Source organism: Roseateles sp., assembly GCF_039929605.1.
Taxonomy (GTDB): domain Bacteria; phylum Pseudomonadota; class Gammaproteobacteria; order Burkholderiales; family Burkholderiaceae_C; genus Pelomonas.
In genome coordinates, this window is the sequence record NZ_JBDSQX010000191.1 from 21865 (window position 1) to 47372 (window position 25508).

General features: G+C 67.6%; 29 protein-coding genes. 21 read left to right on the top strand and 8 right to left on the bottom strand.

Annotated features, from left to right (window positions below):
• Positions 1 to 108: 108 nt before the first annotated feature.
• The 12 genes from ABIS05_RS25855 to dut are packed head-to-tail and all read left to right on the top strand — an operon-like array spanning position 109 to position 10655.
• On the top strand, positions 109 to 1086 hold the full coding sequence (locus ABIS05_RS25855) for a BMP family ABC transporter substrate-binding protein (protein WP_348012451.1): 978 nt from the start codon (positions 109 to 111) through the stop codon (positions 1084 to 1086).
• A 12-nt stretch (positions 1087 to 1098) separates the two neighbouring features.
• The gene (locus ABIS05_RS25860) at positions 1099 to 1338 is read left to right on the top strand and encodes a hypothetical protein (protein WP_348012452.1); all 240 of its coding nucleotides are present in this window, start codon (positions 1099 to 1101) and stop codon (positions 1336 to 1338) included.
• Positions 1335 to 2885, top strand: a complete 1551-nt coding sequence (locus ABIS05_RS25865; protein WP_348012453.1) for an ABC transporter ATP-binding protein — start codon at positions 1335 to 1337, stop codon at positions 2883 to 2885. The genes ABIS05_RS25860 and ABIS05_RS25865 overlap by 4 nt, the downstream gene beginning before the upstream one ends.
• Entirely contained in the window at positions 2882 to 3988 is a 1107-nt protein-coding gene (locus tag ABIS05_RS25870) for an ABC transporter permease (protein WP_348012454.1), read from the top strand. Before ABIS05_RS25865 ends, ABIS05_RS25870 begins: the two co-directional genes overlap by 4 nt.
• Complete coding sequence (locus tag ABIS05_RS25875; protein WP_348012455.1) at positions 3988 to 4953, top strand: ABC transporter permease; 966 nt, start codon at positions 3988 to 3990, stop codon at positions 4951 to 4953. The genes ABIS05_RS25870 and ABIS05_RS25875 overlap by 1 nt, the downstream gene beginning before the upstream one ends.
• Before the next feature lie 12 nt (positions 4954 to 4965).
• The gene (cdd, locus tag ABIS05_RS25880) at positions 4966 to 5382 is read left to right on the top strand and encodes a cytidine deaminase (protein WP_348012456.1); all 417 of its coding nucleotides are present in this window, start codon (positions 4966 to 4968) and stop codon (positions 5380 to 5382) included.
• A gap of 7 nt (positions 5383 to 5389) precedes the next feature.
• Positions 5390 to 6226: a purine-nucleoside phosphorylase gene (locus ABIS05_RS25885; RefSeq protein ID WP_348012457.1), complete on the top strand. Its 837-nt coding sequence runs from the start codon at positions 5390 to 5392 to the stop codon at positions 6224 to 6226.
• A complete protein-coding gene (deoC, locus tag ABIS05_RS25890; protein ID WP_348012458.1) occupies positions 6223 to 6987 on the top strand; it encodes a deoxyribose-phosphate aldolase in 765 nt (254 codons plus the stop codon). Before ABIS05_RS25885 ends, deoC begins: the two co-directional genes overlap by 4 nt.
• Positions 6988 to 6992: 5 nt before the next feature.
• Positions 6993 to 8303 carry a thymidine phosphorylase gene (gene deoA / locus ABIS05_RS25895; RefSeq protein WP_348012459.1) on the top strand — a complete coding sequence of 437 codons (1311 nt, stop codon included), beginning with the start codon at positions 6993 to 6995 and terminating at the stop codon, positions 8301 to 8303.
• Positions 8303 to 9001 (top strand): tRNA (guanosine(46)-N7)-methyltransferase TrmB, encoded by a 699-nt coding sequence (gene trmB, locus ABIS05_RS25900; RefSeq protein ID WP_348012460.1) that lies wholly within the window; start codon positions 8303 to 8305, stop codon positions 8999 to 9001. Before deoA ends, trmB begins: the two co-directional genes overlap by 1 nt.
• The gene (gene coaBC / locus ABIS05_RS25905) at positions 9001 to 10209 is read left to right on the top strand and encodes a bifunctional phosphopantothenoylcysteine decarboxylase/phosphopantothenate--cysteine ligase CoaBC (RefSeq protein ID WP_348012461.1); all 1209 of its coding nucleotides are present in this window, start codon (positions 9001 to 9003) and stop codon (positions 10207 to 10209) included. The genes trmB and coaBC overlap by 1 nt, the downstream gene beginning before the upstream one ends.
• Positions 10206 to 10655, top strand: a complete 450-nt coding sequence (gene dut, locus ABIS05_RS25910) for a dUTP diphosphatase (protein ID WP_348012462.1) — start codon at positions 10206 to 10208, stop codon at positions 10653 to 10655. The genes coaBC and dut overlap by 4 nt, the downstream gene beginning before the upstream one ends.
• Before the next feature lie 26 nt (positions 10656 to 10681).
• Here the strand turns inward: dut and ABIS05_RS25915 are convergent, their stop codons facing one another.
• A complete protein-coding gene (locus tag ABIS05_RS25915; protein WP_348012463.1) occupies positions 10682 to 11203 on the bottom strand; it encodes a peptidylprolyl isomerase in 522 nt (173 codons plus the stop codon).
• 40 nt (positions 11204 to 11243) lie between these two features.
• Between ABIS05_RS25915 and ABIS05_RS25920 the strand changes: the two genes are divergently transcribed.
• The 3 genes from ABIS05_RS25920 (at position 11244) to ABIS05_RS25930 (ending at position 13221) form a co-directional block, all read left to right on the top strand.
• Positions 11244 to 12368 (top strand): JmjC domain-containing protein, encoded by a 1125-nt coding sequence (locus ABIS05_RS25920; protein WP_348012464.1) that lies wholly within the window; start codon positions 11244 to 11246, stop codon positions 12366 to 12368.
• Positions 12365 to 12859 carry a hypothetical protein gene (locus tag ABIS05_RS25925; RefSeq protein WP_348012465.1) on the top strand — a complete coding sequence of 165 codons (495 nt, stop codon included), beginning with the start codon at positions 12365 to 12367 and terminating at the stop codon, positions 12857 to 12859. Before ABIS05_RS25920 ends, ABIS05_RS25925 begins: the two co-directional genes overlap by 4 nt.
• 161 nt (positions 12860 to 13020) lie before the next feature.
• Complete coding sequence (locus ABIS05_RS25930; RefSeq protein ID WP_348012466.1) at positions 13021 to 13221, top strand: hypothetical protein; 201 nt, start codon at positions 13021 to 13023, stop codon at positions 13219 to 13221.
• 130 nt (positions 13222 to 13351) lie between these two features.
• Here the strand turns inward: ABIS05_RS25930 and ABIS05_RS25935 are convergent, their stop codons facing one another.
• The 7 genes from ABIS05_RS25935 to ABIS05_RS25965 all read right to left on the bottom strand — a co-directional run bounded on the left by ABIS05_RS25935 (position 13352) and on the right by ABIS05_RS25965 (position 19556).
• On the bottom strand, positions 13352 to 14131 hold the full coding sequence (locus ABIS05_RS25935) for an MBL fold metallo-hydrolase (RefSeq protein WP_348012467.1): 780 nt from the start codon (positions 14129 to 14131) through the stop codon (positions 13352 to 13354).
• A 27-nt stretch (positions 14132 to 14158) separates the two neighbouring features.
• Positions 14159 to 15331, bottom strand: a complete 1173-nt coding sequence (bamC, locus tag ABIS05_RS25940; RefSeq protein WP_348012468.1) for an outer membrane protein assembly factor BamC — start codon at positions 15329 to 15331, stop codon at positions 14159 to 14161.
• A gap of 65 nt (positions 15332 to 15396) precedes the next feature.
• Positions 15397 to 16278, bottom strand: a complete 882-nt coding sequence (gene dapA / locus ABIS05_RS25945) for a 4-hydroxy-tetrahydrodipicolinate synthase (RefSeq protein ID WP_348012469.1) — start codon at positions 16276 to 16278, stop codon at positions 15397 to 15399.
• 30 nt (positions 16279 to 16308) lie between these two features.
• Complete coding sequence (locus ABIS05_RS25950) at positions 16309 to 16815, bottom strand: class I SAM-dependent methyltransferase (protein WP_348012470.1); 507 nt, start codon at positions 16813 to 16815, stop codon at positions 16309 to 16311.
• On the bottom strand, positions 16812 to 16937 hold the full coding sequence (locus ABIS05_RS25955; protein WP_348012471.1) for a hypothetical protein: 126 nt from the start codon (positions 16935 to 16937) through the stop codon (positions 16812 to 16814). The genes ABIS05_RS25950 and ABIS05_RS25955 overlap by 4 nt, the downstream gene beginning before the upstream one ends.
• The gene (locus ABIS05_RS25960) at positions 16934 to 18148 is read right to left on the bottom strand and encodes an MFS transporter (protein ID WP_348012472.1); all 1215 of its coding nucleotides are present in this window, start codon (positions 18146 to 18148) and stop codon (positions 16934 to 16936) included. Before ABIS05_RS25960 ends, ABIS05_RS25955 begins: the two co-directional genes overlap by 4 nt.
• A gap of 13 nt (positions 18149 to 18161) precedes the next feature.
• Entirely contained in the window at positions 18162 to 19556 is a 1395-nt protein-coding gene (locus ABIS05_RS25965; RefSeq protein WP_348063364.1) for an amidohydrolase family protein, read from the bottom strand.
• Between the two features lie 77 nt (positions 19557 to 19633).
• Here ABIS05_RS25965 and ABIS05_RS25970 point away from each other — a divergent pair, with 77 nt between their 5' ends.
• From ABIS05_RS25970 to ABIS05_RS25995, 6 genes are all read left to right on the top strand, one after another.
• Complete coding sequence (locus ABIS05_RS25970; protein ID WP_348012474.1) at positions 19634 to 21628, top strand: DNA topoisomerase IV subunit B; 1995 nt, start codon at positions 19634 to 19636, stop codon at positions 21626 to 21628.
• A gap of 45 nt (positions 21629 to 21673) precedes the next feature.
• A complete protein-coding gene (locus ABIS05_RS25975; RefSeq protein WP_348012475.1) occupies positions 21674 to 21907 on the top strand; it encodes an AbrB/MazE/SpoVT family DNA-binding domain-containing protein in 234 nt (77 codons plus the stop codon).
• Complete coding sequence (locus ABIS05_RS25980; RefSeq protein ID WP_348012476.1) at positions 21894 to 22346, top strand: PIN domain-containing protein; 453 nt, start codon at positions 21894 to 21896, stop codon at positions 22344 to 22346. Before ABIS05_RS25975 ends, ABIS05_RS25980 begins: the two co-directional genes overlap by 14 nt.
• Positions 22343 to 22870, top strand: a complete 528-nt coding sequence (locus ABIS05_RS25985; protein WP_348012477.1) for a GNAT family protein — start codon at positions 22343 to 22345, stop codon at positions 22868 to 22870. Before ABIS05_RS25980 ends, ABIS05_RS25985 begins: the two co-directional genes overlap by 4 nt.
• The gene (locus ABIS05_RS25990) at positions 22867 to 23520 is read left to right on the top strand and encodes a lytic transglycosylase domain-containing protein (protein WP_348012478.1); all 654 of its coding nucleotides are present in this window, start codon (positions 22867 to 22869) and stop codon (positions 23518 to 23520) included. Before ABIS05_RS25985 ends, ABIS05_RS25990 begins: the two co-directional genes overlap by 4 nt.
• On the top strand, positions 23517 to 25508 hold a 1992-nt coding region (locus ABIS05_RS25995), incomplete at its 3' end, for a DNA gyrase subunit A (protein WP_348012479.1). The genes ABIS05_RS25990 and ABIS05_RS25995, both read left to right, overlap by 4 nt.

The window sequence follows — 25508 nt, forward strand, 5'->3', positions numbered from 1 at the left end:
GAGCGCCGGGCCGCTACTGGGCGGCCGAAGGTCGGTGTTTTCCTGGTTAGTAAAAATTCAGCGATGTTTTCTACAATGCGCCCCTTTCGCCAAGCCACACGCCATCCCATGAACCTCGTGCTGCCTCGACTCTCCCTGGCCCTGATGCTTGCCTGCGGCGCAGCCCAAGCGGCCCAGCAGCCCGCAGTCATCTTCGACATGGGCGGCAAGTTCGACAAATCCTTCAACCAAGCCGGCTACCAAGGGGCCGAGCAGTGGAAGAAGGAGAGCGGCAAGGACTATCTCCAGTTCGAGATCAGCAACGACACCCAGCGTGTGCAGGCCATCCGCCGCATGGCCGAGAAGGGCGCCAGCCCCATCATCAGCATCGGCTTCGCGCAGGCGTCTGCCCTGCAGCAGGTGGCCAAGGAGTTCCCGAAGCTTCAGTTCGCCATCATTGACGCCAAGGTCGACCTGCCCAATGTGCAGTCCCTGCTGTTCAAGGAGCATGAAGGCAGCTACGTCGTCGGCGCCATGGCGGCGCTGGTCAGCAAGACCGGCAAGGTCGGTTTCGTCGGCGGCATGGACATACCGCTGATCCGCAAGTTCCAGTGCGGCTACGAGCAGGGCGCCAAGGCGACCAACGCCAAGGTCGAGGTGTTCTCCAACATGACGGGCACCACGTCCAGCGCCTGGAACGACCCGACGCGCGGTGGTGAGCTGGCCAAAGCCCAGTTCGCCAAGGGCTCTGACGTTGTGTTCGCCGCTGCCGGCGGCACCGGCGTGGGCGTCTACCAGGCCGCCAAGGACGCTGGCAAGCTCGCCATCGGCGTGGACAGCAACCAGAACCACCTGCAACCCGGCACCATGCTGACCTCCATGGTCAAGCGCGTGGACGTGGCCGTCTACAACGTGCTGAAGGCCTGGAAGCCCGGCGTCAGCGTGCTGGGCCTGAAGGAAGGCGGCGTGGACTATTCGGCCGACGTCGACAACGCCAAGCTGCTGAACCCGGCGCTGAAGGCCAAGGTCGACGCGGTCAAGGCGGACATCATCAGCGGCAAGATCAAGGTCGCTGACTACATGGCGGACAACGCCTGCAAGTACTGAGGGGGCGGGCGCATGAAGAAGTTCTTTCTCGCGGTGCTTCGTGTTGAAGTCCTCCTTGGGCTGGGGGCGCTCATTGGCGCGTCGCTGTTTGCCGCCGCCGATGTGCTCGCGTCCTTTGCCGGGCGCTTGCTTCCGTCAATGGATGCGGTTGCACTGCAATGGCTTGCCGGCCTGAGCGTGCTGGTGGCGGTGGGCTTGGTTGCGGTGATCGCGCTGGGGCGGCGGGCAGGCCGAGGCCTGGCAAACGAATGACTGCGCAGCCAGCCGCCCATGCGGCGGTTCGCTTGCAGGGCATCTCCAAGCGCTTCGGCGCCGTGCAGGCCAACCGCGACGTGTCGTTCGACATCGCCGCCGGCAGCGTGCACGGCCTCGTCGGCGAGAACGGTGCCGGCAAGAGCACGCTGATGGCCATCCTGTACGGCTACTACCACGCCGATTCGGGCCACATCGAGGTCAACGGCCAGCAGGCCCACATCGCCAACTCGCAGCAGGCGATTGCGCTGGGCATCGGCATGGTCCACCAGCACTTCATGCTGGTCGACACGCTGACCTGCCTTGAAAACATCATGCTGGGCGCGGAGGGCGGTTTTTTCCTGACGCCGTCGAAGGCCGCCGTGCGCGCCAAGCTGCAGACGCTGATGCAGGAGACCGGCCTGACTGTGCAGCTTGACGCGGTGGTGGCCGATCTGCCCGTGGGCGAGCTGCAGCGGCTGGAGATCCTGAAGGCGCTGTACCGCGGCGCCCGCATCCTCATCCTGGACGAGCCCACGGCGGTGCTGACGCCGCAGGAGACCGACCAGCTCTTCATCACGCTGCGCCGCTTGAAGGAGCGCGGCACCACGCTCATCCTCATCACGCACAAACTGCGCGAGGTGATGAGCCTGTGCGGTGCCGTGACGGTGATGCGCGCGGGTCAGGTCGTCGAGACGCGGCCCATCGCCGAGTGGAGCGAAGAGGCGCTGGCCGAATCCATGGTTGGCCGCAAGGTCACGCTGGGGCGGCCCGAGGGCACGGAAGTGCGTGCCGGCGAGGTTCGCTTGACGGCATCCGGCTTGAGCCTGAAGCATGCCAACGGCGTGCCGGCGCTGAAGGATGTGAGCCTGACGCTGAAGGCCGGCGAGATCGTCGGCGTGGCCGGCGTGTCGGGCAATGGTCAGAGCGAGTTGCTGGAGGTGCTGTCCGGCCTGCGCGCGCCAGAAGGCGGCCGCATGGAGCTGGGCGGCACGAGCTTCTCGCCCGACGCCTGGCTGGACACCGCGCAAGCCCGCACGCAGCGCCTGGCCCACGTGCCGGAGGACCGGCATGCGGTGGGCATGGTCATGAGTTTTCCCGCCTGGGAGTCGGCGGTGCTCGGCTACCAGAACCTGCCCAAGTACCGCCGTGGCGCGAGCATGGACCACGCCGCGATGCGCGACGCGACGCGCCAGATGCAGGAGCGCTTCGACGTGCGCCCGCGCGACGAGACGCTGGGGTCGAGCAAGTTCTCTGGCGGCAACCAGCAGAAGCTCATCCTCGCCCGCGAGATCGGCGAGCAGCCGACGGTGCTGCTCGTGGGCCAGCCGACACGCGGCGTCGACATCGGCGCCATCGAGTTCATCCACGGCCAGTTGCGCGCGCTGCGTGACGCCGGCTGTGCGGTGCTGCTGGTCAGCAGCGAGCTGGACGAGATCCTGGCGTTGGCCGACCGTGTCGTCGTCATGAACTGTGGCCGCATCACCGGTGAGCTGGCGATTGAAGACTGCGATGAGAAACGTCTTGGCCTCTTGATGGCCGCACAAGAAGAACGAGCTGCGGCATGAGCCAACCTTTGACCCTCCCTCGTTGGATCGACCTCGGCCTGCTGCCGCTGTGGAACCTCGCCATCGCCCTGCTGGTGGCCGGCCTGGTCGTCATGGTCATCGGCCACAGCCCCTGGCAGGCGCTGACCGTTCTGCTGAACGGCGCCCTCGGCAGCGTGCGCGGCCTGGGCTATTCGCTTTACTACGCGACCACCTTCATCTTCACCGGCCTCGCCGTCGCCGTGGCCATCCACGCCGGCCTGTTCAACATCGGCGGCGAAGGCCAGGCGACGCTGGGCGGCGTGGGCGTGGCGCTGGTGGCGCTGTGGCTGGGCGCCAAGCTGCCGGCCGTCGTCATGCTGCCGCTGCTGGTCATCGCCGCGGCGCTGTTCGGCATGCTGTGGGCAGCGCTGCCGGCCTATCTGCAGGCCTGGCGCGGCAGCCACATCGTCATCACGACGATCATGTTCAATTTCCTCGCGGCGGGCCTGAACGGCTATCTGCTGGTCAACTGGCTGCGCCCGGCCGGAAGCATGTCGGTCGAGTCCGCCGAGTTCGCCGAGAGTGCCCGCATGCCGGCCCTGCACCAGATCGCTGCGGCGCTGGGTTATGAGCTGCCCTCGTCACCGCTGAACCTCAGCCTCGTCGTCGCCCTCGTCGCCTGCGTCTTCGTCGGCTGGTTCCTGTGGCGCAGCGCCGCCGGCTACGCGGTCCGCGCCGTCGGCAGCGCACCGCGCGCGGCCCACTACGGCGGCATCCGCCCGCGTGCCCAGGTCCTGATTGCGATGGCCATCTCCGGCGCGCTCGCCGGCATGGTCGGCATCAACGAGATCTCGGGCGTGCAGGGCAAGCTGACGCTGGACTTCGTCGCCGGCGCCGGCTTCACCGGCATCGCCGTGTCGCTGATGGGTCGCAACCATCCGGTCGGCATCGTGCTGGCGTCGCTGCTGTTCGGCGTGCTCTACCAGGGCGGCGTCGAGGTGTCGTTCGAGCTGCAGGGCTTCAGCCGTGAGATGGTCGTCACCGCCCAAGGGCTGATCGTGCTGTTCTCCGGCGCCATGGCGACCGTCAGCGCGCCGCTGTTCGCACGTGTCTACGCCGCCATGAAAAAGGGAGGCCGCTGATGGATGAAGTCCTGATCGCCTCGGTGCTCGCGTCTACGCTGCGCGTCAGCGCGCCGCTGCTGCTGTGCGCAATGGCGGGCGTGTTGTCCGAGCGCGCCGGCGTCATCGACCTGGGCCTGGAGGGCAAGATGCTGTTCGCCGCCTTTGCGGCTGCCGCAGCAGCTTCGGTCACGCACTCCACCGGATGGGGCCTGATGGCGGCCATCGCCGTGGGCTGCGCCGCCTCGCTTCTGCACGGCTTTGCCTGCGTGACGAATCGCGGCGACCAGGTCGTCTCCGGCGTTGCGCTGAACATGATTGCCGCCGGCCTCACGGTCGTGCTCGGCATTGCCTGGTTCCAGCAAGGCGGCCAGACGCCGCCCATCGAGCCCGACGTGCGCCTGACGGCCATCACCAAGGGCTTTGCCGAACCGCAGCCGGGCAACTGGTTCGCGTCCGTCATCGGTCATGGCCTGCTGAGCCACAACGTGCTGGTCTACGTCTCCTTCCTGATGGTGGCGGCCGTGTGGTTCTTCCTGGAGCGCACCCGCCCCGGCCTGCGCCTGCGCGCCGTCGGCGAGAACCCGGCGATGGTCGAAGCCGCCGGCATGTCCGTGCAAAGCCTGCGCTACCAGGCGCTGCTGATGAACGGCGTGCTCTGCGGCCTGGCGGGCGCCTACCTGACGCTGGCGCAGAACGCGTCCTTCTCGCCCAATATGACGGCCGGCCGCGGCTTCATCGCGCTGGCCGCGATGATCTTCGGCAAATGGAAGCCGCTGCCGACGATGGGCGCCTGCCTGCTGTTTGGCTTCCTGGACGCGATGGCTATCCGCATGCAGGGCGTGCAATTGCCTGGCATCGGCGAAGTACCCGTGCAGCTGATCCAGGCATTGCCCTACATCTTGACGGTCGTCCTGTTGGCTGGCTTCATTGGCTCGGCCATCGCCCCCAAGGCCCTCGGCCGACCCTACGTCAAAGAACGGTGAAGGAGCGCTGAGATGGAACTGACCCAAGACCTGCTGAACCAACTACTCGCCGAGTCCCTGCGCGCCCGCGAGTTCTCGCATTCGCCGTACTCCAAATACAAAGTCGGCGCGGCCATCCTCGACGAGCAGGGCCGCATCCACATCGGCGCCAACATCGAGAACGCCTCCTACCCGCAAGGCTGGTGCGCCGAGCCCTCGGCGCTGACGGCCATGCTGATGGCCGGCGGCAAGCGCGCTGTGGCCGTGCTCGTGACGGGCCCCGGTCCGGACGTCATCACCCCCTGCGGAGGCTGCCGCCAGAAGCTGCGTGAGTTCTCCGTTCCGGAAGAGCTTGTCATCATTGCCGGCGATCCTGGCGGCATCCGCCAACGCTGGACCCTGGCCGAACTGCTGCCCTACAGCTTCGGCCCCGAACATCTCAAGACCTAAGGTTCCCATGATCGACAACCAAAAGCTCGACGTCGCCATCACCGCGACCGTCGAGAAGCTGCAATCCCTGTTCGGTGACGCGCCCGCTGTCGCCGTCGTGCTCGGCTCGGGCTGGGCCGGTGCCGTCAGCCATATCCAGGACGCGAAGGCGCTGCCCTACACCGAGCTGCCGGCCTTCCCGCAGCCCAAGGTCGAGGGCCATGTCAACGAGATCGTCGTTGGCCAGATCGGCGCCCAGCGCGTCGTCATGCTGCGCGGCCGCGCCCACACTTATGAGAGCGGCGAATGCACCGGCATGGCCGGCGCGCTGCGCACCCTCAAGCGCTGGGGCGTGAAGCTGCTGCTGCAGACGAACGCCTCCGGCTCGCTGCGCGCCCACATGCCGGCCGGCAGCCTGATGTTGATCTCTGACCACATCAATGCACCGCAGCGCAGCCCGCTGGTGGGCGAGCAGGGCAACCATCGCTTCGTCGACATGAGCACTGCCTACGACGCCGAGCTGCGCAAACACACGCTCGCGCTGGCCAAACGCGAGAACCTCATGCTGGGCGAGGGCACCTACGTCTGGGCGTTAGGCCCGCAGTTCGAGACGCCCGCCGAAATCCGCATGTTTGCCGCCTGGGGCGCTGACGCCGTCGGCATGAGCACCGTGCCCGAGACCATCCTGGCCCGCCACTGCGGCCTGCGCGTGATGGGCCTGGCGCTGATGACGAACATGGCCGCCGGCCTGTCGGCCGAAGTGCTGACGCATGAGCTGACGATGAAGCAGGCGCAGCTGTCCGGCGAGCGCGCCGCCGCCTTTCTCGCGGCGCTGATTGCGAGCTTGGCCGAGTTGACGCTATGACGACGCCGATGAAGGCAGTGGCCCGCACCGCGCTGGCCTGCCTGGACCTGACCAGCCTGAACGACGCCGACACCTCCGTCGACATCGACGCGCTGTGCGCCCGCGCGCAGACGCCGCACGGCCCCGTCGCTGCGGTCTGCGTCTGGCCGCGCTTCGTGGCCCAGGCGCGCGCTGCCTTGCCCGCCTCGATCAAGGTCGCCGCCGTCGCGAACTTCCCCGATGGCGCCCCGGACCTGGCCCGCGCGCTGGCCGATGTCGAAACCATCGCGCAGGCCGGTGGCGATGAAGTCGATGTCGTGCTGCCCTGGCGCGCGCTGCTGGCTGGCAAGACCACCGAGGTCGCCGAGTTCCTGTCTGAAGTCCGTTTCGCCAGCCGCCCGCTGACGCTCAAGGTCATCATCGAATCCGGCGAACTTGCCACGCCCGAGCGCATCGCTCAGGCCACGCGCCTGGCCCTCGCAGCAGGCGCGGACTTCGTCAAGACGAGCACCGGCAAGACCAAGATCGGCGCCACGCCCGCCGCCGCCGCGGTCATGCTTAAAGAGATCGCGGCGAGCGGCCTGTCCAATGCCGGCTTCAAGGCCTCCGGCGGCGTGCGCTCTGTTGCCGACGCGGCTGGCTACATCGCCCAGGCTGAAGCCGCCCTCGGCGCCGACGCCCTGAATCCCCGGCGCCTGCGCTTCGGCGCCAGCGGTTTGCTGACTGACATCGAAGCGGTCTTGACAGGTGCCGAATCGCCCGCCGTAACCGCTGCTTATTGATCCCCATGCTTGCTCAAGAAATCATCCGCGCCAAGCGCGACGGCCACGCGCTGAATGAAGCGCAGATCCAGAACTTCGTCGACGGCCTGACGCACAACTCCTGGAGCGAAGGCCAGGTGGCCGCGCTCGGCATGGCCGTCTTCCTGCGCGGCATGGGCCGCGACGAAGCCGTGCTGCTGACGCGCGCCATGATGAACTCCGGCCGCGTCATGCGCTGGCCCGACATGCCCGGCCCGGTGCTCGACAAACACAGCAGCGGCGGCGTCGGCGACAAGGTCAGCCTGATGCTCGCGCCCATGGTGGCGGCCTGCGGCGGCTACGTGCCGATGATTGCCGGCCGGGGCCTCGGCCACACCGGCGGCACGGTCGACAAGCTCGAAGCCATCCCTGGCTATACAACCGCACCCGACCCGGCGCGCTTCGATCAGTTGGTCCGTTCGCTCGGCTGCGCCATCATCGGCCAGACGGCCGACCTGGCTCCCGCCGACAAGCGCTTCTACGCCACGCGCGACGTGACCGCCACCGTTGAGAGCGTGCCGCTGATCACCGCCAGCATCCTGTCCAAGAAGCTGGCCGCCGGCCTCGAAGGGCTAGCGATGGACATCAAGTGCGGCAACGGCGCCTTCGCGTCCACGCCCGAGTTCGCGCGTGAGCTGGCCGAGAGCATCGTCGCCGTCGCGGGCGGCGCGGGCCTGAAGACGCGCGCGCTGATCACCGACATGAACCAGATCCTCGGCAGCGATGTCGGCAACTCGCTGGAGGTCATCGAGACCATCCGCTACCTGACTGGTGAGTACCGCGACCCGCGCCTGCATGAGGTGACGCTGGCGCTGTGCGCCGAGATGCTCGTGCTGGGCAACCTGGCCGCTGACACGGCCGCTGCACGCGTGAAGCTGCAGGCCGCGCTCGACTCCGGCGCCGCTGCCGAGAAGTTCGCCAAGATGGTTGTGGCGCTCGGTGGCCCGGCCGATTTGATGGAGCGCCCGCATGCCTACCTGACCGCCGCGCCGGTCGTGAAGCACGTGCCCGCGCCGCGTGCCGGCGTGCTCGCGACCATGTCGACCCGCGACCTCGGCGTCGCCATCGTCGAGCTGGGCGGCGGCCGCCGCAAGGCTGGCGATGCCATCGACATGCGCGTCGGTTTCTCCGAAGTGAAGGCTGTCGGTACCCGTCTTGCCGCTGGCGAACCGCTGGCGCTGATCCACGCCGCTGACGATGCCGCCGCCGACCGCGCCATCGCGTCCTACCTCGCCGCCTGCACCCTCGGCGATGCCGACATCGCCGCCACGCCCCTGGTCATGGCGGAGGTGGGCTGATGAGCGAGGACGAGGTCAAGCAGGATCCGCGACCGCGCCGCGAGATCAAGAGCTTCGTCACCCGGCCCGGCCGCATGGGCACGGGCCAGATCAAGGCACTGGCCGAGCTGGGTCCCAGGTTCGTGCTGCCCTACCAGGTCGAGCGGATCGACCCCGCCGCGACCTTCGGCCGCAGCGCGCCGCTGGTGCTGGAGATCGGCTTCGGCATGGGCGGCGCCACCGCCGACATCGCCGCCACGCTGCCCGACCATGACTTCATCGGCTGCGAAGTGCACGAGCCCGGCGTCGGTGCGCTGCTGAAGCTGATCGGCGAGCGCGAGCTGGGCAATATCCGCATCGTCCAGCACGACGCCGTCGAGGTGCTGCGCGACATGGTCGGCGAAGCTGCGCTGGACGGCGTGCACATCTTCTTCCCCGACCCCTGGCACAAGACGCGCCACAACAAGCGCCGCCTGATCCAGCCGCCCTTTGTGGCCAACCTCGTGCGGCACATCAAGCCCAGCGGCTACCTGCATCTCGCCACCGACTGGCAGCCCTACGCCGAGCAGATGCTGGACGTGCTGACCGCCGAGCCGACGCTCCTGAATACCGCCGCCGGCTATGCTGACAAGCCCGCCTACCGGCCCCTCACAAAGTTCGAAGCCCGCGGCCTGCGGCTCGGGCACGGCGTCTGGGATCTGGTGTTCAGGAAGCGTTGATGACGACAAGTCCACTGCACGGCAAACACATCCTCCTCGCGATGACCGGCGGTATCGCGGGCTACAAGATTGCCGAGCTGACGCGCCTGTTGGTGAAGGCCGGCGCGACGGTGCAGGTCATGATGACCGAGGGCGCGCAGCAGTTCATCACGCCGGTGACGATGCAGGCCTTGTCCAACCGTCCCGTCTACACCGATCAGTGGGACGCGCGGCCAGACAACAACATGGCCCACATCAACCTCAGCCGCGAGGCTGACCTCATGCTGGTGGCGCCAGCCAGCGCCGACGCCATCGCGGCCCTGGCGCAGGGCCGCGCGGACGACCTCGTCAGCCTCACCGCGCTGGCACGCCGCATTCACGACTGCCCGCTGCTCGTCGTGCCCGCGATGAACCGCGAGATGTGGGCCCACCCTGCCACGCAGCGCAACATCGCCCAGCTCCGGGCCGATGGCGCCACCGTCCTCGGCCCGGTCAGCGGCGACCAGGCCTGCGGCGAAATCGGTGACGGCCGCATGCTGGAGGCGCTGGAGATATTCGAGGAGCTCGGCGTCTTCCTTGCGCCCAAGGCCTTGGCCGGCAAGCGCGTGCTGGTCACCGCCGGCCCCACGTTCGAGCCCATCGACCCCGTGCGTGGCATCACCAACCACAGCAGCGGCAAGATGGGCTTCGCCGTCGCCCGCGCGGCTGCCGAGGCCGGTGCCGAGGTGACCCTGGTGGCCGGCCCTGTCCACCTCGACACGCCGCCCGGTGTGAAGCGCATCGACGTGCAGACGGCCCAGCAGATGTTCAAGGCCGTGCTGCCGCTGGCGACCCAGCACGAGGTTTTCATCGCGACTGCGGCGGTGGCCGATTGGCGGCCCACCACCACGCACGACCAGAAGCTCAAGAAGGTCGAAGGCCAGGCGGGGGCGCCAACCATCGAGATGGTCGAGAACCCCGACATCCTGGCCACGGTGGCCGCGCTGGCACGGCCGCCGTACTGCGTCGGCTTTGCGGCCGAGAGCGAGAAGCTGGCCGAGCATGCCGAGGCCAAGCGCCTGCGCAAGAAGCTGCCGCTGATCGTTGCCAACCTCGGCCCGTCCACCTTCGGTCGCGATGACAACGCGCTGCTGCTGATCGACGACCAGGGCCAGCGCGAACTGCCCCGTGCCGACAAGCTGAGCCTCGCCCGCGAGCTGATCGCCGAACTCTCAAAACGACTCCGATGACCCCCATTGACCTGCAAGTGCTCGACGCCCGCATGGCCGAGCAGATCCCCGCCTACGCCACGCCCGGCAGCGCGGGCCTCGACCTGCGCGCCTGCCTCGACGAAGCCATCACGCTGCAGCCCGGCCAGACGACGCTGATCCCCACCGGCCTGGCCATCCACATCGCCGACCCGGGCCTCGCCGCCATCATCCTGCCGCGCTCCGGCCTGGGTCACAAACACGGCATCGTGCTCGGCAACCTTGTCGGCCTGATCGACAGCGACTACCAGGGCCAGCTGATGGTCAGCTGCTGGAACCGCGGCCAGACGGAGTTCACCGTCCAACCCTTCGAGCGCATCGCCCAGCTCGTCATCGTGCCGGTCGTGCAAGCGCAGTTCCGACGTGTGGACAGCTTCGACACGTCGGCGCGCGGCGCGGGCGGTTTCGGCTCTACCGGCAAGGCATAAAAAAGGCGCCGTGAGGCGCCAGGGTTTCAGTGGATGGGTTGGTCCGGCGGCGCGCCGGTCTGCACCATGAACATCGCCTCGCCGACTGAGCCGGCCTCGACTTCCTGCTCGGTGGCCACGCGCACATCCAGCAGCTTCAGGTGCATGCGCAGGCCGATGCCGGCCAGCGGATGGTTGCCGTCCAGCACGACGTGCTGCGGATAGACCTCCGTGACCGTGTAGACCGCGTCCCCGGTCATGCCCTCGGTGGCGGTGCCTTCGGGCAGCCCTTCGAACTGCATGCCCGGTTCGACATCCTCCGGGAAAAGGCTGCGCGCCTCGAAGCAGACGAGACCGGAGTCGTAGTCCCCGAAGGCTTCCTCGGGCTGCAGGGCGATGTCGGTCTCGAAACCGACCTCCTGGCCCTCCAGCGCCTCCTCGACCTTGGCAAATAGGTCGTCCCCGCCGTGCAGGAACTCCATGGATTCGGCCAGCTCGTCGATGAGCTGGCCCTGGGCATCTTCAAGTCTCCAACGCAGGGAGACGACACAGGGGCGGGTCACTTGCATGGCTCAGATTTTCGCACGCAGCTCTCGGCACAATTGCCGGATGCAGATCGACCTCCCGACTCCCTTGCTCGCCGGCCTGAGCCCGGCGCAGTTCATGCGCAAGCACTGGCAAAAAAAGCCGCTGCTCGTTCGCCAGGCCTTTGCCAATGCCGCGCCACCGGCTTCGCTGAAAGAGCTGGCTGCGCTTGCGGCTCGCGACGATGTCGAGAGCCGCCTCGTCACGGCCTTCGACGGCGACTGGAAGCTCAAGCAAGGGCCCATCGCCCGCCTGCCGGCCATGAGCAAACCGGGCTGGACGCTGCTGGTACAGGGGCTGGACCAGCACCTCGCCGAAGCCCGCGCGCTGCTTGACCAGTTCCGCTTCGTGCCCGATGCGCGGCTTGACGACCTGATGCTGTCCGTCGCCAGCGATGGCGGCGGCGTCGGCCCGCATTTCGATTCCTACGACGTCTTCCTGATCCAGCTTGCCGGCAAGCGGCAATGGCGCATCGGTGCGCAACGCGACGCGGTGCTGCGCGACGACGTGCCGCTGAAGATCATTGCCAACTTCAAGCCCGAGGAAGAGTTCGTGCTGGAGCCCGGCGACATGCTCTATCTGCCGCCGGGTTGGGCGCATGACGGCACGGCAGTCGGTGGCGGATGCGTGACGGGCTCCGTCGGCTTTCGCGCCTCGACGGCGGATGCGCTGGCGGCTGAGCTGCTGCCGCGTTTGTTCGACGAGATCGACACGGCCGGCAAGCTCTATGCCGATCCGCGCCAGGAGGCATCGAGCGAGCCGGGCCGCGTGCCGCCTGCGTTGCTGGACTTCGCTCGCCGCGCCGTCGAGGCGGCCGTGCAGCGCCCGCAGGCGCTGGAGCGCGCTTTAGGCGAGGCGCTGACGGAGCCCAAGGCCAAGATCTGGTTCGAGCCGGGTGAGCCCTTGCCGCCGGGGCAGGGCGCAACGCTCGACCGCCGCAGCCGCATGCTTTACGACACGGCTCATGTCTTCCTGAACGGCGAGAGCTTTCGTGCCGGTGGCCGCGACGCGGCGCTGATGCGGCGTCTGGCAGACCGCCGAGAGCTCACGGCGGCCGAGGTGGCGCGTCTGTCGCCTGAGGCGCGCGGACTGCTCGACCAGTGGACCGAGGACGGCTGGCTGCAGCCTCAAACGTCGCAAACGCCATGAACGCACAACACTTTGAGGGCCGGGCCGACTTCCAACGTCTGCTCATCGAGACCCTGGCGTGGGCAGCGGAGCAAGGCTGCCGTGAAGTGCATGCCTGGGACGCCACATTTTTCGACTGGCCGCTGTCCGACGCTGGCGCCCTGACCGCACTGACCGCTTGGGCCGGGCACGGCCGCCAACTGAACCTGTTGGCATTGCAATATGACGACGTGGTGCGCCGCCATCCGCGCTTCATGCGCTGGCGGCGCGACTACTCGCACTGCGTGACCGCGCGTGCTGTTGACCCTGAACTGAAGCTGGGGGGCGCGCCTGAAAGCCTGTTCCTGGCAATTGGCGCCGACGGCCCCTTGAGCCTGCGCCTCTTTGATCGCCATCTCTGGCGCGGCGAGCTCAGCCGTGACGTGGCCGAGAGGCTGCGTGGCCTGGAGTGGTTTGATGCCCTGGCGCAACGCTCCGGCGACTCATTTGCGCCCACGACTTTGGGGCTATGAAACTTCGTGACATTTGCACCCCTATAATTGCGGGCTAGGCGAGGGAAGCGCTCGAGGTTTTCCGCGTCTTTTCTGTCGGGGTCGGCAATCAGCTTTCAAACGCTGGCGCACGATCCCAAAATTATGGTGTGCACCGTCGTTTAAACGTTTGAGGACAAGTAATGAACAAGTCGATCCTGTTGGCTTCCCTGCTGGCTGTTGCCGCTCTGACCGCTTGCAGCAAGAAGGAAGAACCCAAGGTTGAAGTGGCTCCGGCTCCGGTCGTGATGCCGGCTCCTGAAGCCGCTTCTGCCGCTGCCAGCGCCGTGGCCGATGCAGCTTCCGACGTTGCCGACGCTGCTGCGTCCGCCGCTTCGAAGTAATCGCTTCGTCCCCATGAAAAAAGCCGTCGCTGCGTATGCAGCGGCGGCTTTTTTCTTGATCGAGTCTTGAATCGAACTGTCAAGGCGCTCAGCCGCCTGAATTTCAAGACTTTGCTGTGTGGCTCGGCATTCAGCCGACAGTCAGCCAATCAAAGCCCGATGCTGGGTCGGCGACGCGAATATCTTCGGCCGCGCAAGCCAGTACCTGTGCCAGCGCGCCACGTACCAGGGCCGGCGAGTTGTTCTTTTCGCTCAGATGAGCGGCGACGACGACATTCAGTGCCGCATGCCGGCAGCGTGACAGCAGGTCCGCAGCGGATTTGTTGGACAAATGGCCGTGCGTGCCCAGGATGCGCCGTTGCAACGACGGCGGGTAGGGCCCCGACCTCAGCATCGCTTCGTCGTGATTGCATTCCAGCAGCAGCGCATGGCAGCCTCGCAGCGCCTCGGCCACGGTGGCCGGCGCGCTGCCCAGGTCGGTGACGATGCCCAGCCGCACGGCGCCATCACTCAGGCACAGTTGCAGCGGCTCATGTGCGTCGTGAGGCACGGCGAAGGGCTGCAGTTCCAGATCACCCAGCGCGATGGCTTCGCCACTGCGGGCGATGCAGAGCAGGCTGGCCTCGAAGTCTTCGCAACCGATGGCGCGCCAGGTGCCTCGGCTCGTGATCAGCGGGATGCGATGACGACGCGTGAATGCGACGGACCGACCGACATGGTCGCCATGCTCGTGCGTGATGAAGATGGCATCGATATCGGCCGGCGTGCAGCCGGTCAGCGCCAGGCGCCGTGTCAGCTCGCGTTCGCTGAAGCCCGCGTCGATGAGGACGCGGGTGGTCGTGATGCCCTGGCTGGCCTCGACGAGCGTCGAGTTGCCGCCGCTGCCACTGCCCAGGTTGCGAAATCGCATGGCGGCAGTCCTTCGCCGCAGGGAATCTTACTTGAGGTCGTCCATCAGCAGGCCGAGGATGCGCTTGGCGTTGTCATCGGTGATGGCCTGGCCGCGGTCATCGAGGATGCGCACGGTGCTCTTCTCGCCTTCGGCCTTGACGGACACGCGGTAGCGCACCGGCGTGGCACCCTTGGCGCCGAACAGGCGCTGGAAGAAGTTGGGTTCTTCCTGGCCAGCCTTCTCGGGGTCGGCATAGCGCAGGTAGAACAGGCCGGCGGCGCGGTCGCGGTCTTCGATGGTGAAGCCGTGGCGGTCCAGCGACAGGCCGACGCGGCGCCAGGCGCGCTCGAAGCCGTCGTTGACGGCAAGGCTTTCAGGCACTTCGGACAGTGGGCGGCGGGTGCGCGGGCCTTCGCCAGCCGTGGCCAGCGGCGAGGGCGTGGCGGCCGGCGCCGGTGCGTCGGCGACGATGGCCTTGGCGGCGGTTTCCTGGCCGCCAAGCTTGAGCATCAGGCGCGACAGCATTTCGGCTTCCAGCGATGGGTCGCTGGGGCGAGGCTGCCAGGCGGTGGAGTCTTTTGCGGAGGTTGTGTAGACCTCCTGCATGCCGCGGTGGCTGATGAAGATGTCGGTGCCGTTGGCGCCGCGCTCGACGCGCGTGCGATACATGTCGCGCTCGCCCGTCGAGTAGAGGCCGTCAAAGACTTTGCCGATGGCTGAGCGGATGAAATCCTGCGGCAGCTTGGCGCGGTTCTCGGCCCAGTTGGTTTCCATGATGCCGACTTCCGGCTGCTCCTTCGTGACCGAGAGGCCTCGGTCCTGCCAGAAGGTGCGTAGCTGGGGCCAGATCTGCTCCGGCGTGAGCGAGGTGTGCAGCCAGCGTTCGGAGCCGCTGCGCTCCAGCCGGATGTCGCCCGCCGCGTTCGGCGCGACGCTGTTGGTGGCCATGGTCGAAATCGCGGTCGCGTTGGCGGGCCGGGTGGCGGACAGCGCCGAGGCGGTGATGGAGCCGCCCTGCACCTGAGCGCGGTTGTCCTTGGCGAGCTGGGTCAGATCGGGCGGAACGTCCAGGCCTGTTGTCTGGCGCGACTGGGTCTTGTAGTCGACCTTGTCCGTCGAGAACATGCCGTCGAGGGTGCTGCAGCCGGTGAGGGACAGGACAAAGGCCGTGCAGGCCAGGCGGGTCGCCGTGGGGCGATGCGAGAAAAGGGACGTCACGCTGGAGATCTCCGAGGGAACTGTTTGCCCGCTTTCGGCGGGCAGCCGCGCATTAGACCAGAGGCTTAGAGCAGTCCAGCCTCATTCATGGCCTGGCCGACGCTGGCCTGCCCGGCAGCCGTCAGCGGCGTGATGGGCAGCCGCAGTGCGGCACCGCATCGGCCCAGTTGCGAGAGTGCCCACTTGGCTGGGCCGGGGCTGGGTTCGCAGAACATCTGCTTGTGCAGGCCGAGCAGCTGCAAGTGAATCTTGCGGGCTTCGATGGCATTGCCTTCGAGGGCCAGGCGGCACAACTCGGCCATCTGGCGCGGCGCGACGTTGGCCGTCACGCTGACGTTGCCGTGGCCGCCGAGCAGCATCAGCGCGATGGCGGTGCCGTCGTCGCCCGAGTAGATGTGGAAGCCTTCGGGCGCGTGCTTGATGAGGGTGGCGGCGCGCTCGATGTTGCCGGTGGCCTCCTTGATGCCGAAGACGCCGGGCAGCGTGGCGCAGCGCAGCGTGGTCTCGGGCAGCAGATCGGCAACGGTGCGGCCGGGCACGTTGTAGAGCATCATGGGGATGTCCACGGCCTCGGCGATCGCCTTGAAGTGCTGGTAGATGCCCTCCTGCGAGGGCTTGTTGTAGTAGGGCACGACGGACAGCGTGCAGTCCGCGCCGACTTCCATGGCGTAGCGGCTCAGCTCGATGGCTTCGGCGGTGGAGTTGGCGCCTGTGCCGGCCAGGATGGGCACGCGGCCCTTGGCATGCTCGACCGCGACGCGAATGATTTCGCGGTTCTCCTCCATGCTGACCGTGGGCGACTCGCCGGTGGTGCCGACGACGCCGATGCAGGCCGTGCCTTCCTCGACATGCCAGTCGATCAGGCGGCGCAGGGCGGGGTAGTCGATGCTGCCGTCCTCGTTCATGGGCGTGACGAGGGCGACGATGCTGCCGAGGATGGGCTTCATAGGGGGAGTGTCTTTGGGGATCCGACGATTTTAGGCCGCCAGCGGTGGCCGGATGGCGCCAACGCGCTGGACGAAGCGTGGGTTGACCCCGCTCTCGAACAGATCTTCGTAAGCCACGATGTGCCAGCCCTCGCAGACGCGCAGCAACTCGCCTCGTTGCAGCAGGAAATCGGGCCGCGACGGCCGGCCGATGGCCTGCTGGCCGTCTGCGAACGTTTCCCAGATCAACGAGCCACCCGGTTTCACGGCGGCGCGGATCTCGTCGAACAGCGGCCGCCAGAGATAGTTGCAGACGACAACCAAATCGAACTGCTGCTGCGACAAGGGCCAGGGGGCGTTCTCAATGTCGGCATCGACGATCTTTGCAAGGCTCTGCAGCGCTGATGTGGCGGCGGTGTCACGGTCGACACCAGTGACCTGCCAGCCGGCCTGCGCCAGCCAGCGCAGGTTGCGGCCGGAGCCGCAGGCCACGTCCAGCGCCGTGCCGGGCGTCGGCGGTGCAAAGCGCTGCAGCCAGGCGGAGGGCGCGCCCGTCATCCGAAGCAGGACCAGATCTGTTCGCTGAGCTGGATCATGACCGTCGGGTGGCGGTAGGCCGCCACCGTTGCCACCAGCGCGGCGACGAACAGCAGGGGCCAGATCCAACGGCGCAGCTTCATGCCGGCTGCACTCTGAGGATGGGCGTTTCGCGCACCGGCAGGTTGGCCAGCATCGCCATGACACCCAGCGCGATGGCGAGGTACCAGACCACGTCGTAGCTGCCGGTCGCGTCGTAGAGCTTGCCGCCCAGCCAGACGCCGAGGAAGCTGCCCACCTGATGGCTCAGGAAGACGAAGCCGCCCAGCATGGACAGGTGTTGGGCGCCGAAGATCTGTGCGACCACGGCATTCGTCGGCGGCACGGTGGACAGCCACAGGAAGCCGATGACGGCGGCGAAGACGTAGACGCTCATCGGCGTCAGCGGCACGGCGATGAAGATGCCAATGGCCACGGCGCGCAGGCCGTAGATGCCAGACAGCAGGTAGCGCTTGGGGACGCGCTGGCCCAGCATGCCGGCGGCGTACGTGCCGAAGATGTTGAACAGGCCGATCAGCATCAGCGCGCCGGTGGACACCTCGATGCCCAGGCCGTGGTCGCGCAGGTAGCTGGGCAGGTGCACGCCGATGAAGACGACCTGGAAGCCGCAGACGAAATAGCCCAGCATCAGCAACTGGAAGCTGCGGTAGCCGAAGGCCTCGCGCAGCGCCTGGGCAATGCTCTGGTGAGCGCCGCCCGTGCTTGTGGCCTGACGCTCACGCACGCCCAGCGCCAGCGGCAGGATGAGGAGCGCCGCGCCGGCCAACAGGTACAGGGCGTTCTGCCAGCCGACCTGGCTGATCAGCCAGGTCTCGATGGGGATCATGACGAACTGGCCAAAGGAGCCCGCCGCCGCCGCCACGCCGAAGGCCCACGAGCGCTTCTCGGGCGACACGGTGCGGCCCAACACGCCGTAGATGACGGCGTAGGTGGAGCCCGACTGGGCGAGGCCGATCACCACACCGGCGCCGAGCGTGAAAGTCAGCGGGTGGCTGGTGACGGCCATCAGCACCAAGCCCAGCGCGTAGAGCAGGCCGCCGCCGATGAGCACCTTCCACGCGCCGAAGCGGTCGGCCAGCATGCCGGCGACGGGCCCGGCGACGCCCCAGGCCAGGTTCTGGATGGCCAGGGCAAAGGAGAAGGTTTCGCGCGTCCAGCCCCGCTCCGTGATGATGGGCTGCAGCCAGAATCCGAAGCCGTGGCGGATGCCCATCGACAGCGTGACGATCATGGCGCCGCAGAGCAGCACCTGCTGGACGGACAGGCCGGGGGCGGCGGGGCGGGCAGAGTTCATCGGGCGACTTTAATCAGCGCTGCTTGGCCTTGCTTGTCGCCTTGGTTTGGGCCTTGGCTTGCGCCTTGGGTTGCGCTTTGGCCTTGCCGGTCTTCTTTTTGGCGGAGGCCTTCTTCGCGGCCTTGGGCGGATCGGCCGTCGAGGCGCTGGCTTGCGAGCTGGACGCGGCGACGTCGGCCAAGCGGGTCAGCAGCCGGCCTTGCTTGACGCGCAGCATCGGTATGTCGACCTGGGCCAAGTCGGCGATCGGGTCGCCGCCCAGCACCAGGAAGCTCGCTTCGCAGCCAGGCTCGAAGCAGCCGAGCTTGCGGCCCGGGAAGAGAGCGCGCGGCGTGTCCTGCGTGGCCATGCGCAGCAGCGTGGCGCGGTCCAGGCCAAGTTCGTCCAGCGCGTGGAGCTCGGCGCGGGCGGTGCCGATGAAGACGTCGGAGCCCACCAGCAGCGGCACGCCGGCAGCCTGCAGCTTGGCGAGGTTGGCGCGCTGCACCTCGCGCAGCGCGGCCAGCTGCGCGGCGTCGAGCTTGAAGAGCTGGGTCGCCGCTGTCGTCGTGATGACGGAGGTGCGCTGGCTCGCGGCCCGCGCCACGGCAGCGTCGCTGAGGGCGAAAACGTCCGGCGCTTCGTCCAGCATGTTGGCGTAGCCGGGCAGGTGGCCGATGGCGTCGACACCGGCGGCCAGGGCGGCGTCGAAATCGGCCGCCGTTTCGACGTGGGCGACGACGCGGCGGCCGTCGGCGTGGGCCAGGCGGGTCAGCGCAGCGGCCGTCTCGGGGCGCAGGCCCAGGCGGCCGAAGTGCTCCGGCCGGCCACGCAGCTCGGGCCGCTCGCTGTGGGATAGAACGATGCGCAGCCAGCTACCGCCGCGTGCCTTGATGGCCGGCCATTGCTGGGACGCCTGCTCGGGGCTGTCGACGAGGACGATCTGTTTCTGTGCCGCAGCGGCTTCGGCGCTGGGCTCGGGCAACACGGCGGCCAGCGGGTAGCCGTCCGGCGAGGTGATGCAGGCCGTGACGAAGCTGACCTCGGGCGCTGCCGGCGCGGCGGCCAATGGCCCGACCTCGGCCACGCCGGCCGGGTCGCCGCAGAGCATGGCGGCGTAGAAAACGCCTTGGTCGATGTAGCTGTCGGCGAACTGGCCCCAGCCCCAGGCCGTCTGCAGGTTGTGGTTGTGCGCCTCGGCCAGTGGGTTGATGAGCACCTGCCCGCGCATGTCCATCTTACGGTTGACCTTGGCCGGCTTCTTCGCGACGAAGACGCCGTTCTCGACGTAGAGGTTGCCGCGCTGGATGGCCCGGCCGTCGAACCAGCGGGCGTTCTTCAGTTCCCAGGACAGCGGTGCGCTGGCCTGGTAGGGCTGTTGCTGAGGGGGTGGCGTCTGAGCCTGTGAAAAAATACAGGTCAGCGCCAAGCAAACGATCAGGAATCTCAAGCGATGGAACTCGGTCTTCGAGGGCCGCGAATCCTACTTCTTAGAATCGCGCCCCTATGTCCAGCCGTCCCCCTACGAATCCTGCCGCCAAACCGACCGAGTACGGCGAAGCCTCCATCCGCGTCTTGAAGGGTCTGGAGCCCGTCAAGCAACGGCCGGGCATGTACACCCGCACCGAGAACCCGCTGCACTGCATCCAGGAGGTCATCGACAACGCGGCCGACGAGGCGCTGGGTGGCTTTGGCAAGCGCATCGACGTGACCATGCATGTTGATGGCTCGGTATCGGTCGCCGACGACGGCCGAGGCATTCCCTTCGGGCTGCACCCGGAGGAAGGCGTGCCGGTCGTCGAGATCGTCTTCACGCGGCTGCATGCCGGCGGCAAGTTCGACAAGGGCTCGGGCGGCGCCTACAGCTTCTCCGGCGGCCTGCACGGCGTGGGCGTGTCGGTAACGAACGCGCTGGCCAAGCGGCTGGAAGTGGCCGTCTGGCGCGACAAGCAGGTGGCCGGCATCGCCTTCGAGCACGGCGACGTGGTGCAGCAGGTCGTCAGCCGCCCCGCCGCCAGCGGCGACCGCAAGCAGGGCACGACGGTGCGCGTCTGGCCCGAGGCCAAATACTTCGAGAGCGCCGAGTTGCCCAAGCATGAGCTGGTGCACCTGTTGCGGTCGAAAGCCGTGCTGATGCCGGGCGTGACGGTCACGCTCAAGATCGAGAAGACCGGTGAGCTCACGACCTGGCTCTACAAGGCCGGCCTGCGCGACTACCTGGCGCAAGCACTGCACGCCGACCCGATCATTCCGCTGTTCGAGGGCGAGGGCTTTGCGACCGCCGGCGAGAGCGAGAACTTCGCCGAAGGCGAGGGCGCCGCCTGGTGCGTGGCCTTCACCGAAGACGGTTCGCCGCTGCGCGAGAGCTACGTGAACCTGATCCCGACGGTGGCCGGCGGCACGCACGAGTCGGGGCTGAAGGACGGCCTGTTCGGCGCCGTCAAGGGCTTCATCGAGATGCACTCTCTGCTGCCCAAGGGTGTCAAGCTGATGCCCGACGACGTGTTCTCGCGCGCCAGCTTCGTGCTGAGCGCCAAGGTGCTGGACCCGCAGTTCCAGGGCCAGACCAAGGAGCGCCTGAACTCGCGCGACGCGCTGCGGCTGGTGACGGCCTACGTGAAGCCGGCCTTCGAGCTGTGGTTGAACCACCATGTGGACCACGGCAAGAAGCTGGCCGAACTGGTCATCAAGCAGGCACAAACGCGGCAACGCGCCAGCCAGAAGGTCGAGAAGCGCAAGGGCTCCGGCGTGGCCGTGCTGCCGGGCAAGCTGACCGACTGCGAAAGCCGCGACCTGCTGCACAACGAGGTCTTCCTCGTCGAAGGCGACTCGGCCGGCGGCAGTGCCAAGATGGGCCGCGACAAGGAGACGCAGGCCATCCTGCCGCTGCGCGGCAAGGTGCTGAACTCCTGGGAAGTCGAGCGCGACCTGCTGTTCAAGAACAACGAGATCCACGACATTTCGGTCGCGCTGGGCGTGGACCCGCACGGGCCTAACGACACGCCGGATTTGAGCGGCCTGCGCTACGGCAAGGTCTGCATCCTGTCGGACGCCGACGTCGACGGCTCGCACATCCAGGTGCTGCTGCTGACGCTCTTTTTCCGCCACTTCCCCAAGCTGGTCGAGACCGGCCACGTCTACGTCGCCCGCCCGCCGCTCTACCGCGTCGACGCGCCGGCCCGTGGAAAGAAGCCCGCCACCAAGCTCTACGCGCTGGACGACGGCGAGCTGACCGCGACGCTGGACAAACTGCGCAAGGAAGGCGCGCGGGAAGGTTCGTGGAGCATCAGTCGCTTCAAGGGCCTGGGCGAGATGAACGCCGAGCAACTCTGGGACACGACGCTGAACCCGGACACGCGGCGCCTGTCGCGCGTGGAGTACGGGCTGCTCGACTTTGCCGCGACGGTGGAGTCGTTCAACAAGCTGATGGGCAAGGGCGAGGCCGCCTCGCGCCGCGAGCTGATGGAGCTGCACGGCGACTCGGTCGAGATCGACGTCTGAGGTCATAGATATACAATTTTCAATCCGTATATCAGGAGCTCGACCATGAAAGTCGCGAAATGGGGCAACAGCCTGGCCGTGCGGCTGCCGGCTTCGGTCGTCGAGGCCATGAAGCTCAGCGAAGGCGATGAGATCGACATCGAGATCCTTGGCGAGCGGCAGTTGCAGGTAAGCAAATCGCCCACCACGGAAGACTTGCTCGTCCGCTTGCGCAAGTACCGAGGCTGCCTGCCCGACGGCTTCAAGTTCGACCGCATGGAAGCCAATGCACGCGACTGAGGCGCGGGAGGCCCATGAGGCCGGCGTGGCCTATGCGGTGCCGCGCATCTTCCTGGACACCAACGTCCTGATCTATGCGCTGGATCGCGACCCGGGGCGCGGAGATCGCGCCGAGGCCTTGCTGGCCCAGCGTCCGTTCATCAGCGTGCAAGCGCTCAACGAGGTGGTGAACGTGCTGCGCCGCCGTCGGCTGCTGCCGTGGGACGCTGTGGCCGATGTCGCCACCCAGATGGCGTCGCTCTGCGAAGTCGTCCATCAGACGCTGCAGACACACCGGCAGGCACTGGCCCTGATGTCCCGCCATTCGCTGTCGTGGTGGGACGCCCTCATGCTGGCTGCGGCACTGGGCACCAGCGCCGAGACCTTTTTCAGCGAAGACCTGCAGGACGGCCTGCTGATCCAGGGGCGGTTGCGCATCGTCAACCCCTTCGCCGCATGACCGCCCCGCGCCTGCGCCCGACGATGCTGTCCGACCTCGACTGGGTCGTCTCGGTCGAGCGCGATGGCGCCAACTTGCCTTTCATCACGCCGTGGGAGCGGCCGCAGCACGAGGGCGCCATCCGCTTCCCTGACTCGCGGCATTTCATCGTTGAAGAAGGCGATGAGCTGACACGCATCGGCTTCGTCATCCTGCAGGGCTGCCGCAACCCTAACAGCTCCGTCGAGCTGAAGCGTCTGGTGCTGCAGGCCAAGGGCCGTGGGCTCGGCCGGGCAGCGGTGCGCCAGCTCAAGGCCATGGCCTTCAATCAGCTGAGGGCGCATCGCTTCTGGCTCGACGTGAAGGCGCTGAACACCCGCGCGCTCAAGCTCTACCAGAACGAAGGCTTTGTCGAGGAAGGTCGCCTGCGGGAGAGCGTGCGCGTGACGACGGACGGCGTCGATGGCTACGACTCGCTGATCGTCATGTCTCTGCTCGACCGCGAGTACCAGGCGCGCGTGGCGCTGGGGCTGGACGCCGCATGAAAGCCTGGCCGCTCCTGCTGCTCATCCTCGCGCTGCCGGTGCGGGCGGAGCTGTGGGGCTATGTCGACGTTGCGGGCATGGCGCACTTCTCGCCTCGGCAGCTTGACGCGCATTACAACCTTGTGCTCGGCGGCGTCGGCATGCAGCGCGTGCCGGGCAAGACCGATGCGGGCCTGGCGCTGCTGAGCTGGCTGGAGATCGCCCCTGAAGTCAAGGCCGTCCAGCCCTGGCTGCGCGAGGCCGCCGCCCAGCACGGCGTGGACGCTGACCTGCTGAAGGCCGTCATCGCCGTCGAGTCCGGCTACCAACGTGCTGCCGTCTCGCCACGCGGTGCGCTGGGCCTGATGCAGATCACGCCCGAGGCGGCCAGCCGCTACGCCACGCCGGCCGACGCCGCACGCCTCATCGAGCCGCGCATCAACATCCACACTGGCGCACGCATGCTGGCCGACCTGATCCGCCGCTTCCGATCCATCGACGTGGCCCTGGCCGCCTGGAACGCCGGCGAGGGTGCAGTGCGCCGCGCCGGCAACCGCGTGCCCGATATTGACGAAACCCAGGCCCACGTGCAGCTCGTCCTCGAGCTGTACTGGGCTCTGCTGCAGCAGAGCCAACCGGCCCGCGCGCAGCGATTGACCTTGCACCCATGAGCACCCAGACCCCGATCGACTTCACCGCCCCGACCGACGGCGGAAACAGCGGCAATGGCGGCGACAGCAACGCGCTGACGCTCGCCGCCTACGCCCAGCAGGCCTATCTCGAATACGCCCTCAGCGTCGTCAAGGGCCGCGCACTGCCGTCGTACTCTGACGGCCAGAAGCCCGTGCAACGCCGCATCCTTTACGCGATGCACCGCCTCGGCCTGGGCTGGAGCGGCAACTCCGGCGCCAAACCGGTCAAGGGCGCCAAGGTCGTCGGCGACGTGCTTGGCAACTTCCATCCGCACGGTGATCAGTCGGTCTACGACGCGCTGGTGCGCATGGCGCAGGACTTCTCGCTGCGCTACCCGCTGATCGACGGCCACGGCAACTTCGGCAGCCGGGACGGCGACGGCGCTGCGGCGATGCGCTACACGGAAGCGCGCCTCGCTCCAATTGCCCGCCTGGTGATGGACGAGATCGACGAAGGCACGGTGGACTTCCGCGCCAACTACGACGGCACGACGCAGGAGCCCATCGAGCTGCCGGCGCGCCTTCCCTTTGTGCTGTTGAATGGCGCGAGCGGCATCGCCGTGGGTCTGGCGACCGAGATCCCCAGCCACAACCTGCGGGAGATCGCCGCCGCCGCAGTCGCGCTGCTGAAGGACGAGCAACTCTCCGACGACGCGCTGTTCGACCTGGTGCCCGGCCCGGACTTCCCGGGCGGCGGGCAACTGATCAGCGCGCCGGAGGAAATCCGCGCCGCCTACCTGTCGGGCCGTGGCAGCCTCAAGGTGCGCGCGCGCTGGAAGATCGAGGACCTGGCGCGCGGCCAGTGGCAGCTGGTCGTCACCGAACTGCCACCGGGGGCGAGCACGCAGAAGGTGCTCGAGGAGATCGAGGAACTGACGAATCCGAAAGTCAAGGCCGGCAAGAAGACGCTGCTCGCCGAACAGGCGCAGCTGAAGGCCACCCTGCTCGCGCTGACCAGCCTCGAGAGCTCGACCCCGATCAATCTCACGATGATCGGCAGCGACGGCCGGCCGACGCAGAAGGGCCTGCGCGAGATCCTCGCCGAATGGATCGCGTTCCGACTCGCCACGGTGCAGCGCCGCACGGCGCACCGGCTCGGCAAGGTGCGCGAGCGCATTCATGTGCTCGAAGGCCGGCAGATCGTCCTGCTGAACATCGACGAGGTGATCCGCATCATCCGCGCGGCCGACGAGCCCAAGCCGGCGCTGATGGAGCGCTTCGGGCTCAGCGCAGTGCAGGCCGACGACATCCTCGAGATCCGGCTGCGCCAGCTCGCCCGGCTCGAGGCCATCCGCATCGCGCAGGAGCAGATTCAGCTGAAGGCGGCCTTGCTGGCGGTGCTGGACGCGGTGCGCGACGAATCCAACAAGGACGCCCCGGTGCGGCTGGTGTTCGAGCCGCGCAGCCGCACGGTGGAGCAGGGCGAGATGATCGCGCTGCTGCTGGCGCACACCAGCCTCGAAACCAGCGTGCCGCTCAACCTGACGATGGTCGGCCACGATGGACGGCCGATGCAGAAGAGCCTGCGCCAGATGCTGGTGGAGTGGATCGAGTTCCGCCGCGCGACGGTGCAGCGCCGCACGCGCCACCGGCTCGACAAGGTGCTCGAGCGCATCCATGTGCTCGAAGGCCGCCAGCTGGTGCTGCTGAACATCGACGAGGTGATCCGCATCATCCGCGCCGCCGACGAGCCGAAGCCGGCGCTGATCGAGCGTTTCGCGTTGAGCGAGCGCCAGGCCGACGACATCCTCGACATCCGGCTGCGGCAGTTGGCGCGGCTCGAGGCGATCCGCATCGAGCAAGAACTGCAACGCCTGCGCGAAGACCAGGCCCGGCTGGAAGAGATCTTGGGCAACCCGGCGACGCTGAAGCGCACGTTGATTCGTGAGATCGAGGCCGACGCGAAGCAGCACGGTGACGAGCGCCGCACGCTGGTGCTGGAAGAAAAGCGCGCCGTGGTCGAAGTG